We start from the raw sequence: 12637 nt of genomic DNA on the forward strand, positions 1-12637 counted from the left end.
GGTACCACCCCTTCCCATCCCGAACAGGACCGTGAAACGACTCTGCGCCAATGATAGTGCTGCAACCAGTGTGAAAGTAGGTTATCGTCAGGCTCCCTATTGCTACCCCTCTCTGCTATCGCAGTGAAGGGTTTTGCTTTTAACGAGAACGATAAAAAGTTAAGAAATTAGGAAGTACGAGAAATATAAGAAGTAAAAAAAGTTTTAGGACTACAAGAAGTTAAGAAGTTAAGAAGTTAAGAAGTACCGGAAGTACAGGAAGTACAGAAAGCATCAAAATACCAAAGGTAAGGAAATATACCTCTTTACTTTACAACGATGAACGAAGCTCGTTGAGAAAGTGAAATCGATCCAGTAGTGTTGGTGTGACTTGTACCTTCCTACTTGTTAGATCGGCGAAGTCGGATTATCCGGCTTGTAAAGAATTTTGATTGATTGTGTTGCGCTCTCATGTAAGCACAAGAAATCACCCAGTTATGCCTGATGACCATAGCGAGTTGGTACCACCCCTTCCCATCCCGAACAGGACTGTGAAACGACTCTGCGCCAATGATAGTGCTGCAACCAGTGTGAAAGTAGGTTATCGTCAGGCTCATTATTCAGACCCCTCTCTGTGAAAGCAGTGAGGGGTTTTGTTTTTATTCAAGTCAATTGTTGACGTGGATCACATTGCCGATGCTGAATACGAATACGATAGGGGTACTGGGAATTTTCCTCACTTATTCAGGAGTTATTATGCAAGTTGACCATCATCCATTGGCAGTTGATTTTCCAGAATTCAAAGATCAAATCCATGTTCTGAAAGCGAATGACGCGCATTTCTCGAAATTATTCGATGAGTATGGCGTTGCAGATAAAGCAGTGAATCGTGCTGAGAATGGGGTAGATCATTTGGGTGACGCAGCACTAGAAAATCTCAAAAAAGTGCGTATCCATCTGAAGGATCAATTATTCCAATTATTGCAAGCGAGTGCTAAGGTATAACTGAAAAAGGCATTGGCTCATGAAATCGTCGCGTTAAAACGGCATTTCGACTAGCCCTGGATCAGTAACGATCAATAAGCGGACAAAGACTGTCCGCTTATTTTTTTTGTCGTGGTGGTCGGAATACATCACGATCGGCATAGAAAAGACGATCCTGCTCATTCCACCAATCTGGGATACCTAATACCGGGAGTGGGGTGTAGTCTGCGGTGGTTAATAGATGGTGTTTGAGGGTGTCCGCGATCTCTTGATCCAGCTCTTCTAAAGCAGCATCTCTGTTCAATAAGAAATGCGCAGGCTCCACCCTGACAACCCAAGTATGGGCTGTAATTGCTTTATATGGCGTGACCAACTTCTCCATCAGCGCATGGCCAAAACTCCATACCTTCGCACATTGATTGAACTTATGTCGCTGCGTGATAAAGGCTGATTCCCATTCGTGTTGACGCAAGGCCGAAATTAACTCATCACCCTCAGTGGAGTGTTCAACGACAAGCAGCGCGGCGTTTTCATCGAAAATTGTCGCAGCGTCGCGTGCGGGACCGCGTGATTTGCCTATACCCAAGGAGGCGATTTGGGCGGCTTGTAGCGCATTGAGTTGACGTTTAATCTGGGGGAAACTTAACCAGACGAGCGCATTGAAAAAATCATGCAAATTTTCCCTCGTCGGCACCTTACCCGTTGCACTGATATGCGCTTCATACGCGACGCCATCCGGTAACTCTTCCTGGGGGATGAATTCCAGCGCCATACCTTGATGGTTATGTAGTTGGTGCTCTTGCGCAAGTTGATTGAGTTTCGCGCGCCAGTCAGGCGCAGCGATCAGTTGCTGCGCCATTGGACGGACGAGGTCGAACCATGGTGCTGACCAAGTAATTTGATCAAAAAAACGCATCGACATGGGCCTATACTGCTTGAAGCTTCCAGTGCAAAGTTTCACCACTATTTAACGGCACGATGCTAGCGTCTGCAAAAGGCAGTTCTGTTGGCATTGTCCACTCTTCGCGGATTAATTGTACCTTGTCTGTGTTACGTGGCAATTGATAGAAGTCTGGACCATTGAAGCTCGCAAAAGCTTCCAATTTATCTAACGCATTCGCTTGCTCAAACGCTTGGGCATACAACTCCATAGCGTGGAGGGCGGTGTAGCATCCTGCGCAGCCACAGGCGTGTTCCTTGGCGCCTTTGGCATGCGGTGCGGAGTCTGTTCCAAGGAAGAAACGCTTGCTGTCCGAGGTTGCCGCTTTAACTAACGCCAGACGATGGGTTTCCCGTTTGAGAACAGGGAGGCAATAGTAATGCGGGCGGATCCCACCCTTAAAGATCTCATTACGGTTATAGAGCAGGTGATGCGCAGTGATTGTTGCTGCAATCGGTCCAGATGCTTCGGCAACGTAGGCCGCTGCATCACTGGTGGTGATGTGTTCAAACACCACTTTCAGCTCGGGCATATCCTTGCGGAGAGGCTGCATCACGCGGTCGATAAATACGGCTTCACGGTCAAAAAGATCGATGTCGGGATCTGTCACTTCACCATGCACCAAAAACGGCAAACCCACTTCTTGCATGACTTCTAATGTTTTATAACATTTTTTTAAATCAGTAACACCTGCATCAGAATTAGTTGTAGCACCTGCAGGATAGAGTTTGACAGCATGGACGAAACCACTCTCTTTTGCACGACGGATTTCGTCTGGTGGTGTGTTATTGGTCAGATACAGCGTCATCAGTGGCTCAAATTTCATGCCAGTTGGTAATGCTGCAAGAATACGTTGTCGATAAGCGGCCGCTTGTTCTGTTGTTGTGACGGGCGGTTTCAGATTGGGCATAACGATCGCTCTGCCGAATTGCGCAGCGGTATGCGGTAGCACGCTGGACATGGCAGCACCGTCGCGTAAGTGCAAATGCCAGTCGTCAGGGCGGGTAATCGTGAGTATCTGTTGGGCGGATGTGGACATGATGGCTTTCGGTATCTGATTCTCAATAGCCGTCATTTTACCTTTCTGCGCGATTCGCCGAAAGAATAAAAAATGCGCCAACGTGAGCTCATCAATCGTGTGACGGAATAACCGAACCGTCGTCGACGAAAAATGACGTTAGCGCATTCGCGAAGTACACCTTGTCAATTGGCAAGGTGTGGCACGTCTAGCTTAGTGCGAGATGATTTTTGCTAGAAAATCTCTTGCACGATCGGAGCGGGCGTTGGTAAAGAAATCATCTTTTGGACAATCTTCGACGATGACACCCTTGTCCATGAACACAATACGGTTGGCGACTTTCTTGGCGAAACCCATTTCATGCGTTACGACCATCATCGTCATCCCTTCTTGTGCCAGCCCAACCATGACATCGAGTACTTCGTTGATCATTTCTGGATCGAGCGCCGAAGTAGGTTCATCAAAGAGCATGGCGATCGGGTCCATCGACAAGGCACGTGCGATAGCAACACGTTGCTGTTGACCGCCGGAGAGTTGACCTGGAAACTTATCTTTTTGGTTTAATAAACCGACGCGATCTAAGTACTTCAAACCTCGCTCAATCGCTTCTTCTTCAGAGCGTCCCAATACCTTGACTTGCCCCAGTGTTAAATTTTGACGAATCGTCAGATGGGGGAAGAGCTCAAAATTTTGGAAAACCATGCCAATACGTGCGCGCAGTTTCGAGAGATTTGTTTTCGGATCGCCGACAGACATGCCATCGACGATAATTTCACCCTTTTGAAAAGGTTCTAAGCCATTAACGGTTTTGATCAACGTTGATTTACCCGAGCCTGATGGCCCGCAAACCACAACCACTTCACCTTTTGATACTTGGGTACTGCAATCGGTTAATACCTGAAATTGACCGTACCATTTACTTACGTTATTTAATGTAATCATGTTCTCTCCAACTTCCTTAAAGGAGTTTCGTCGCTTTCGTTGAAACGTTGTTTAACGAATAATCGCAACTTTTTGCTGTAATTTTTTAACCAGACTCGACAGACTAAAGCACAGAATGAAATAAATGACAGCGACAAAGCTGTACATTTCCACGAGTCGTCCATCACGATGCGCTACGGCATTGGCAGAGCCCACAAAATCAGGAATTCCCAGAACAGACACGAGCGAAACGTCTTGGAAAAGGACGATTGTTTGTGTCAGTAAAATGGGGATCATATTTCTGAAGGCTTGTGGCAACACGACATGTGCCATCGTTTGCCAATACGTCATACCAATGGCATAGCCGGCAGAAATCTGTCCGCGAGGGATGGATTGAATCCCTGAACGCATGATTTCGCAGTAATAAGCTGCTTCAAACATAATGAACGTGATCAGACATGACGAAAATGCACCAACCTGAACGGGTTCACTCGCCCCAATGATCCATGCGCCGATGTACGGTGCCAGAAAGTAGAACCAGAAAATCACCAACAACAAAGGCACAGAGCGAATCAGATTGACGTACCCGGTTGCGACCAACGAAATCAGGCGGTTACTGGAGAGGCGCATGAGCGCCAGGAGCGTTCCAAGGATAATTCCGCCTAACATGGCGACCACGGTCAGTTTGATCGTGAAGAGCAATCCTTCAAAAATCAGATGCTGCCACGTGCGTTGAATAACTTCAAAGTCAAAAGCGCCTAACATAGTCATTTTCCTTTCACTTTAGCTGATCCGGTGGTGATAAAGCCCGGGACGGCGGTAACACGTTCAAGGATATTGGACAGTACGATGGCAACGACGGAAATGCAAAGATAAATGATCGTGACTGCGGTAAATGCCTCAAAAACCTGCGCGGAGAATTCTTGCATCGAGCGTGCGCTCTGCATTAGTTCCACGACAAAAATACTCGATGCCACAGAACTATTTTTGATGATCGCCGCAACCTCATTGGTCAATGAAGGAATGATAATGCGGAACGCCATCGGAAGTAGCACGTAACGATAAGTCTGTGGCAATGTTAAACCCAACGCTGTACCCGCTAACCGTTGCCCACGTGGCAAAGCATTGATCCCTGCAGAGACTTGTACTGCCACGCGTGCCGAAGTGAAAAACCCGAGACTGAGTGCCGCAGTGATAAACGCCATATTGGGCAGTGATTTGAGCCAATCTCCCATCGCCGTCGGTACCACTTCGGGCATCACGAAATACCAAAGGAACATCTGCACCAATAAGGGGATGTTTCGAAATAATTCCACATAGGCGTTCGCTGACCTTGCCATCCATTTATTGGGGGCTGTCCGCATGGTACCGATGATCGCGCCCAACACTAACGCAATCACCCATCCTGCGCCCGCAGTGGCTAGCGTCCATTGCATACCGGAGATCAACGAGTCAAAATAGGTGCCCCCGCCATCAGGGGCATCTTCCCAGAAAATCTTCCAGTTCCAGTTGTAATTCATACTACCTCCTCAACCAACATCTGTTTTCCTTCCCCGTGTTGCTGTAGGGAAAGGATTACACCAAATAAAAGGGGAAGTGAATTCACTCCCCCCATTATGACTACATGACTCTTCACATTGTCTGAAAAACGAAACGACGTTGAAAAGTCGTTATTTTTTCTTTTTCAGTACGGCTTTTTGCGCTTCAGGGACAGCTGCGTAGGCAGATGGCTCACCTGAATCAGTCGGTTTGGCAATAACGGCTTTGAATTGCTCAGACATTGGAATATCGAGCGTGATATTTTTCGGAGGAATCGGCTGTAAGAACCACTTGTTGTAGATGCGATTAATATCGCCCGACGTCAAAATGTTGCTGATCGCAGTATCAACGGCTTTTTTGAACGCTGGGTCATCTTTGCGCAACATAATGCCGTATGGCTCGACTGACAAGGCTTCTTTGCTGATTTCATAATCAGTTGGATTTTTGGAATTTGCGGCGAGCGAAGCGAGCAAAATATCATCCATAACGAACGCAGCGGCACGGCCTGTTTCTACCATCAGGAATGCTTCTGCGTGATCTTTGGCTGGCAGGATATTGATGCCCAGATTTTGATCCGTATTCAGTGTTGCCAGTTGCTTCAGGTTAGAGGTGCCTGAAGTCGAAACCACGACTTTGCCACGCAGGTCAGCGAGCGTTTTAATATGTGCTGATTTTTTTGACAAAATCCGGTTCGCCGTCACAAACGTTGTTGGTGCGAAAGAGACTTGCTTTTGGCGCTCAAGATTGTTGGTTGTCGATCCACATTCCAGATCGATTGTGCCGTTTGCCATCAGCGGGATGCGTGTAGCGGAGGTGACAGGGTTGAGTTTGACATTGAGTGTACTCAAGCCAAGTTGACGCTGTACGGATGTGACAATCTTCATGCACAGGTCAACAGAGTAGCCCTGATAAGATTGCTTGTCGTCCAGATACGAGAAGGGAATCGACGAGTCACGCACACCCAGAACAATCGTGCCGCTGTCTTTGATTTTTTTTAATGTCCCTGTTTCTTGCGCCTGCGCTGCGTTCATCAACATGCCAGCAGCGCCCATCACTACGAGTGCTTTCAGTAATTTCATACGGTCTCCTAAATTAAACGACACTATTCGTATAACAAAGTGTATCAAAGTATACCGAAGTGTCGCTGTGAAATTAAATAAAGTGCCATCATCACAACAAGATCAACTCATTTGTAAGAGAAAGTTTCCCTTTTGAGATGGTCCTTAAGACAAGTCAAAAAACGATTCACTAGCCATTACTGTTATCCCTAGCAATTAGTCTGCCACCTTATCACTTGGAAAACGTAAATTGTCTCGCAACAGAAAACTCATTGGCATGTTTAAGTTTGCGTTATTGGGTGCAACCGGCTTTTTGAACCATTTATCGTACAGTTTTGTTATCTCGCCTTCAGTCATCATACGCGCCATTTCACGGTCCAGGAATTCTTTAAACGCTGGATCGTCCTTGCGCAGCATGATGGCATACGGTTCGGTCGATAACGCATCCCCAACGACAATAAATTTATCGGGTGTTTTACTGTTGGCACGTAATCCAAATAGTAATACATCATCCATACTGAAAGCGTCGGCTTGGAATTTTTCAACCATGTTGAATGATTCTTGATGATCCGAGCCTTCAAGTAAGCGTAAATTCAACCCTCGCACCTTATCACGATCGTGTAATAGTTTCACGGTGGTCGTGCCTTTGGTTGTCACCACTTTTTTGTCTTTTAAGTCTGTCCAATTTTTGATACCAGCATCGGCGCGCACCAACATCCGAGTTGAGGCGAAGAAATGCGGAATCGTAAAGCTCACTTCTTTCCGACGTTCTGCGTTATTGGTCGTTGAGCCGCATTCTAAATCTGCTTTTCCGTCACGAATCGCTTCGATGCGATTACTCGAAGTGACCAACAAATAGTTCACTTTTAATTGTGGTAATTTTAACTCTTTCTTAATACTGTCCACGAGTCTATTGCAAATATCAAGTGAATATCCAACAGGCTTGCCGTTAGCTAAATAAGAGAAGGGTAGTGAAGACTCGCGGTGAGCGATCGTGATGGTCTGGGTATCTTTAATATGACTCAGAGTGTCAGCGTTGCATGACAGGGGTACACCGACCGCCACGACGCAAGAAAAAACTGTCTTTAACCAGATTTGTACTACTTTCATAAGACCTCCGAGTGAGCTAGCTCAGGATGGTAATGACAAACACCACAGTTGTTCAAGAGAAATAGCGATAAATTGCAAAACTTTGTAAGGTAATTGTGGTATTTTTTTACTTAACATAAAGACAAATTTGTCATTTGCTTAATGATTTGAGAGTGATGAGCTAAATAACGATCAATTTATTCGGGTGGCTTATCTGACTGAGAGGATCGCTGGGTATCGTGTAAAGTAAAACGCCCATTCACCGGATGCCAACATGTAGCTTAGGTGATGGGCGGTGTGATTGCCATGACTGATTGATGCATTCAGTCATGGCATTTTCTTGTAGGCGTGTCGATTATGGATACAAACCACGTACTTCACGCGCTTGCAATACGCGGGAGCAGCCGATAATAAATGCCGCGGTACGCAATGACACTTTCTTATCTTCAGTCACCTGCCATACAGAGTTAAAGGCTTCTTTCATGATGCGTGTGAGGCGCTGGTTGATTTCGTCTTCGCTCCAGAAATAGCTTGAGAAATCTTGTACCCACTCAAAGTAAGAGACAGTCACGCCACCTGCATTGGCGATCACGTCTGGCACGACCAAGACGCCTTTGTCACGCAGAATGTCATCCGCCTCTGGTGTTGTCGGGCCGTTAGCGCCTTCCAGAATGATCTTTGCTTTGATCTGATCTGCATTTTTGGTAGTGATTTGCTGCTCCAGCGCTGCTGGGATCATGATGTCGCAATTGACGGACCAGAATTCGTGATCTGGCAATACAGCCTCAATACCTTCAAAACCGGCAACGCTGCCTTTTGCGGCCACGTGTTCCAATAACTTGTTCACATCCAAGCCGTTAGAGTGGAAAATCGTACCGCCATGGTCTTGAACAGCCACAATCTTCGCACCTGCTTCGGCGAATAAACGTGCAGCGATACCACCGACATTACCGAAACCTTGTACCGCAATTTTAGCGCCTGCAACACTCAGACCGCGCTTCGCTGCAGCTTCAGAGCCGACAACAAACACACCACGACCTGTTGCTTCGCGACGTCCCAAACTGCCACCGAGGGAGATTGGCTTACCAGTGACAACGCCAGTCGCTGTACGACCTTCGTTCATGGAGTAGGTATCCATCATCCACGCCATTGTTTGCTCGTTGGTGTTGACATCCGGTGCTGGAATATCTTTGTCTGGTCCGATGATGATGCCAATCTCTGACGTGTAACGACGCGTCATGCGCATCAGCTCGCCCTTGGACAAGGTTTTTGGATCAACGCGGATACCGCCTTTCGCACCACCGTATGGTACGTTGACAGCAGAGTTTTTAATCGTCATCCATGCCGACAACGCCATGACCTCAGACAAGGTCACGTCTTGGTGGAAGCGAACGCCACCTTTACCAGGACCGCGCGATGTATTGTGCTGAACACGATAGCCTTCAAAATGGGCAATCGTTCCGTCATCACGCTCAATGGGCACGTCAACCACCAGAATGCGCTTTGGACGCTTGAGTGTTTCGACCCAACGGGACAAATTGCCGAGGTAAGGGGTAACGCGATCAATTTGCTCGAGGTAAACGGACCAAGGACCGGTCTCTGTCGGGGTCAGATAGGACGGGATCTGGTGTTGGCTGGACATGGTATCTCCGATAATAATGGCAAAAAAGACAAATAAATGACTTCTTTTGGTGCGTTATTTTTAAAACTGCACTAAAAAGGTGAGGCATAGTAGTCTTTTCTGACCTTATTCAGCCAATGCTTTGTTTGCATTAATCTATGCGTCAAATGCATAACCTTGAGGTGGACTGTAGCGGTCGGGGATGACAGGGGGCATCCTTGCGCTAAAAAGCAGCAAGGGGGATTGTCGGTGGTGCGGTTGACCAGGGAGTGTTAGCCCGCTTTTTTGGCGGTTTTTTTATTGTCGGTGGTTTGTAATTGGGAGAGGTAATCCCACAGTCTTGAGACGATCATTTTTCCGGGACGTTGAAGCGAAGGACGTTCACGATAGAGCCGAATTTCCATGTTCACTTCCCATGCGCCACTGCCATCATCGGCGCGCGCGAGTTGTTTTTGCTTGAGTTCTCTGGTGACCGCAGACTCGGGTAAAAATGCGATCCCACGCCCTTCTAAGGCCATCATTTTCAAGCCCTCCGCCATATCGGTCTCGTAGCATTTTTCAAGATGCAATGGCGTGCGTGCATCATTGAGAATCAGATCAACCATGCGACCCAGATAGGCATTGTTGGCATACGCTAAAAACGGTAAAGGTTTATCGGTGTTGCCGGGCAATACGAATTCAGGCTGACCATGCTTATTGCAGCGCGTGTAGGCACGCAATGCTTCATTGCCCATGCTAATCATGTCGTATTGACTGGCGTCGAGCAGCAAGGGTTGGCGCGGGTGGTGATAGCACAACAAGAGATCACATCCGCCTTCGACTAACGTCATGACAGCATCATGAACATTGAGAGCCAGTAATCGACTATGAATCTCACCGAAAGCTGATTCAAGACCTGTGATCCACCGCGGAACGTAGGTGAGGGACAGCGTATGGGGAACCGCAAAATCGATGGTCGTTTGTGTCGTTGTCCGTTTGCCGCGCAGCAGGGCGCGCGCATTGTTAATCTGCCCAAGCATGGCGATGGCTTGTTCATAAAAAACTTCCCCTGCATGCGTGAGCCTTGTTGGGTACGAAGTACGATCAATGAGGTCACTGCCAAGCCACGCTTCCAGCGACTGAATGCGACGTGAAAACGCTGGTTGCGTTACATGGCGTAATTCTGCAGAACGGCTGAAACTATTGGTTTCGGCCAGGGATACAAAATCTTCTAACCATTTCGTTTCCATTCAGACTCCTGCTGCCATCAATGTTGCACTGTCGACGTCACTATTAGCGTCATTGTTGCCGTCGCTATTTTCTGTTTGTCCGCTTTGTTGGCGGTCCCACATTTGGGCATAAGCACCTTGCAGATTGAGTAGCTCTTGATGCGTGCCGCGTTCGATAATTCTTCCCTTATCCATGACTAAAATCTGATGCGCATCGACGATGGTGGACAAGCGGTGGGCGATCACCAGACTTGTGCGGCTACGTGCAATTTCTTTGAGCTGCGCTTGGATCATTTGCTCTGAACGAGAGTCGAGTGCCGACGTCGCTTCATCAAAAATCAGAATCGCTGGATTTTTGAGTAAAGTCCGCGCGATTGCGACACGTTGCTTTTCACCACCAGATAGTTTCAGACCACGCTCCCCCACCATCGATTGATAACCATCAGGCAGTGACTCGATGAAATCATGGATGTATGCAGCCTTCGCGACCGCGATAATTTCTTCTTTCGTGGCGCCTGGTTTTCCGTAGCCGATGTTGTATTCAATGGTGTCGTTAAACAAGACCGTATCTTGTGGAACGATGCCAATGGCCGCACGTACCGAGGACTGGGTCACATGGCGCAGATCCTGACCGTCGATGCGAATGGTGCCCCCTTGGATATCGTAAAAACGGAACAGCAAACGGGACAACGTCGATTTACCTGAGCCACTGTGTCCTACCACGGCAGTTGTGGTTCCTGCGGGAATCGTAAAATCCACATCAAATAAAATCTGACGCTTTGTTTCATAGCTGAAATCGACATGGCTGAAGACAATCTCGCCACCTTGTTGGTGCGTAATGGCCAATGGTTTTGCTCCTGCAGGATCAGCAATTTCCTGATGTTGGTCCAGCAGTGAAAACAATTTTTCCATGTCAGCCAAACTTTGTTTGATCTCACGGTATAGCACACCCAAGAAATTGAGTGGAACATACAATTGCAGCATAAAAGAATTGACCAGAACGAGGTCGCCAATCGTCATGCTTCCGTCCATCACACCCAAGGTTGCACGCCAGAGAATCAGCGTGACAGCTGTAGCGATGATGCTTGATTGTCCGGTGTTCAGTAGCGATAAACTACTCTGCGATTTGACTGCGGCTGTTTCGTAATTTTTGAGGCCTTGGTCATAGCGTTGGGCTTCGTATTCTTCATTGCCAAAATATTTCACCGTCTCGTAATTGAGTAAAGAGTCAATCGCTTTTGTGCTGGCTTTTGAATCAAGCTCGTTCATCGTCCGACGGAAGTGCGTGCGCCATTCGGTGACGGAGATCGTGAAGACAATATAGGTACTCAGCGCAACAAAGGTGATGACGCTGAACCACTTATCGTAATGCGTGCTGAGATAAATCAGGACCAATGTGATTTCTAACAGCGTTGGAACGATGCTGAATAAGGCATACGATACCAACGAGGAGACAGCACGGGTGCCACGTTCTATATCCCGCGTCACGCCGCCGGTCTGGCGATTTAAGTGAAAGCGTAACGACAAAGAATGTAAATGACGAAATACCTTTAACGCAATAGTGCGTACAGCACGTTGCGTGACTTTCGCAAAAATGAATTCACGCAATTCGGTAAAAATCGTTGTTGAAAGGCGCAACGCGCCGTAAGCAATAATTAAGCTGACAGGCAATACCACCATGGCGGCAGGGTGACTTGCCGTGACGGTCATACTATCGACGAGTTTTTTCAGTACCAGCGGTACACCAACCAGTGCCAGTTTTGCGCCTACTAACAGCGAAATTGCCAGCAATACGCGTATTTTGTATGCCCACAAATACGGAAGCAGCGTTTTGATCGTTGCCAAGTCGCTACGTTGCTGGCCTGCAGCAGGGGCAGACGAAGCTTGCGCGTGAGGAGGGGTATTGTTGTCTCGGCGATTACGCATCCTGAGAGTCTTTCGTCTAAGTAGTTTATGATGTCAACCCTGCAAAAAAAGGGGCACAGCATCGGGTCGTCAACGCCAAGCAGAATAGATGCGTCCTCATGCTGGATGTTGACACGCGTTGATAACCATTCGGTGCACGACATTTTGCGCTAAGCTGTAGATTGTAACCCCTCGCTGCACCAATTGTGCACCGTATGATGCCTTTGTAGCGGGCGCATTTTTTGCATAGAAGGTAACGATCGTGACTGCGTGACGCGCGCATGTCTCGAATCTACCCTAATGAACCGCTTCCTCCATTCAATGGATGGTCAGGGAAGTCATGATAGATTGTTTCATATTGATTGTTTTAGAGAG

At 47.5% G+C, this 12637-nt stretch carries 11 protein-coding genes and 2 rRNA genes; 3 read left to right on the forward strand and 10 right to left on the reverse strand.

Features of this window, described 5'->3' with window-relative positions:
• The 3 genes from rrf (ACO0K2_RS00005) to ACO0K2_RS00015 form a co-directional block, all read left to right on the forward strand.
• A 5S ribosomal RNA gene (rrf, locus tag ACO0K2_RS00005) occupies positions 1-93 on the forward strand; the annotation flags it as partial.
• Between the two features lie 386 nt (positions 94-479).
• Positions 480-592 (forward strand): 5S ribosomal RNA (gene rrf / locus ACO0K2_RS00010).
• A gap of 143 nt (positions 593-735) precedes the next feature.
• Positions 736-984 (forward strand): YdcH family protein, encoded by a 249-nt coding sequence (locus ACO0K2_RS00015; protein WP_423014463.1) that lies wholly within the window; start codon positions 736-738, stop codon positions 982-984.
• A 97-nt stretch (positions 985-1081) separates the two neighbouring features.
• On the opposite strand, the gene ACO0K2_RS00020 is transcribed toward ACO0K2_RS00015, so the two are convergent.
• The 10 genes from ACO0K2_RS00020 to ACO0K2_RS00065 form a co-directional block, all read right to left on the reverse strand.
• Positions 1082-1885, reverse strand: a complete 804-nt coding sequence (locus ACO0K2_RS00020; RefSeq protein ID WP_423014465.1) for a DUF3025 domain-containing protein — start codon at positions 1883-1885, stop codon at positions 1082-1084.
• 4 nt (positions 1886-1889) lie between these two features.
• Positions 1890-2978 carry a dihydroorotase gene (gene pyrC, locus ACO0K2_RS00025; protein WP_423014467.1) on the reverse strand — a complete coding sequence of 363 codons (1089 nt, stop codon included), beginning with the start codon at positions 2976-2978 and terminating at the stop codon, positions 1890-1892.
• A 156-nt stretch (positions 2979-3134) separates the two neighbouring features.
• Positions 3135-3863 (reverse strand): amino acid ABC transporter ATP-binding protein, encoded by a 729-nt coding sequence (locus ACO0K2_RS00030; protein ID WP_423014469.1) that lies wholly within the window; start codon positions 3861-3863, stop codon positions 3135-3137.
• A 51-nt stretch (positions 3864-3914) separates the two neighbouring features.
• Positions 3915-4607 carry an amino acid ABC transporter permease gene (locus ACO0K2_RS00035; RefSeq protein ID WP_423014471.1) on the reverse strand — a complete coding sequence of 231 codons (693 nt, stop codon included), beginning with the start codon at positions 4605-4607 and terminating at the stop codon, positions 3915-3917.
• 2 nt (positions 4608-4609) lie between these two features.
• A complete protein-coding gene (locus ACO0K2_RS00040; protein WP_423014473.1) occupies positions 4610-5362 on the reverse strand; it encodes an amino acid ABC transporter permease in 753 nt (250 codons plus the stop codon).
• A gap of 150 nt (positions 5363-5512) precedes the next feature.
• Positions 5513-6460, reverse strand: coding sequence for an amino acid ABC transporter substrate-binding protein (locus tag ACO0K2_RS00045; protein ID WP_423014474.1), 948 nt, complete (start codon positions 6458-6460; stop codon positions 5513-5515).
• A gap of 195 nt (positions 6461-6655) precedes the next feature.
• Positions 6656-7549, reverse strand: coding sequence for an amino acid ABC transporter substrate-binding protein (locus ACO0K2_RS00050; RefSeq protein WP_423014476.1), 894 nt, complete (start codon positions 7547-7549; stop codon positions 6656-6658).
• 334 nt (positions 7550-7883) lie between these two features.
• Positions 7884-9170, reverse strand: a complete 1287-nt coding sequence (locus ACO0K2_RS00055) for a Glu/Leu/Phe/Val family dehydrogenase (RefSeq protein ID WP_423014478.1) — start codon at positions 9168-9170, stop codon at positions 7884-7886.
• Between the two features lie 251 nt (positions 9171-9421).
• Positions 9422-10378 (reverse strand): LysR family transcriptional regulator, encoded by a 957-nt coding sequence (locus ACO0K2_RS00060; protein ID WP_423014480.1) that lies wholly within the window; start codon positions 10376-10378, stop codon positions 9422-9424.
• The gene (locus ACO0K2_RS00065; RefSeq protein WP_423014482.1) at positions 10379-12283 is read right to left on the reverse strand and encodes an ABCB family ABC transporter ATP-binding protein/permease; all 1905 of its coding nucleotides are present in this window, start codon (positions 12281-12283) and stop codon (positions 10379-10381) included.
• Positions 12284-12637 lie beyond the last annotated feature (354 nt).

The organism is Undibacterium sp. MH2W (genome assembly GCF_049340215.1).
Taxonomy (GTDB): domain Bacteria; phylum Pseudomonadota; class Gammaproteobacteria; order Burkholderiales; family Burkholderiaceae_D; genus Undibacterium.

What these genes read in the sequence shown, in the direction of transcription:
- ACO0K2_RS00015 (WP_423014463.1), top strand. Translation starts at nt 736, where the DNA reads ATGCAAGTTGACCATCATCCATTGGCAGTTGATTTTCCAGAATTCAAA.
- ACO0K2_RS00020 (WP_423014465.1), bottom strand. Translation starts at nt 1,885, where the DNA reads ATGTCGATGCGTTTTTTTGATCAAATTACTTGGTCAGCACCATGGTTC.
- pyrC (WP_423014467.1), bottom strand. Translation starts at nt 2,978, where the DNA reads ATGACGGCTATTGAGAATCAGATACCGAAAGCCATCATGTCCACATCC.
- ACO0K2_RS00030 (WP_423014469.1), bottom strand. Translation starts at nt 3,863, where the DNA reads ATGATTACATTAAATAACGTAAGTAAATGGTACGGTCAATTTCAGGTA.
- ACO0K2_RS00035 (WP_423014471.1), bottom strand. Translation starts at nt 4,607, where the DNA reads ATGTTAGGCGCTTTTGACTTTGAAGTTATTCAACGCACGTGGCAGCAT.
- ACO0K2_RS00040 (WP_423014473.1), bottom strand. Translation starts at nt 5,362, where the DNA reads ATGAATTACAACTGGAACTGGAAGATTTTCTGGGAAGATGCCCCTGAT.
- ACO0K2_RS00045 (WP_423014474.1), bottom strand. Translation starts at nt 6,460, where the DNA reads ATGAAATTACTGAAAGCACTCGTAGTGATGGGCGCTGCTGGCATGTTG.
- ACO0K2_RS00050 (WP_423014476.1), bottom strand. Translation starts at nt 7,549, where the DNA reads ATGAAAGTAGTACAAATCTGGTTAAAGACAGTTTTTTCTTGCGTCGTG.
- ACO0K2_RS00055 (WP_423014478.1), bottom strand. Translation starts at nt 9,170, where the DNA reads ATGTCCAGCCAACACCAGATCCCGTCCTATCTGACCCCGACAGAGACC.
- ACO0K2_RS00060 (WP_423014480.1), bottom strand. Translation starts at nt 10,378, where the DNA reads ATGGAAACGAAATGGTTAGAAGATTTTGTATCCCTGGCCGAAACCAAT.
- ACO0K2_RS00065 (WP_423014482.1), bottom strand. Translation starts at nt 12,283, where the DNA reads ATGCGTAATCGCCGAGACAACAATACCCCTCCTCACGCGCAAGCTTCG.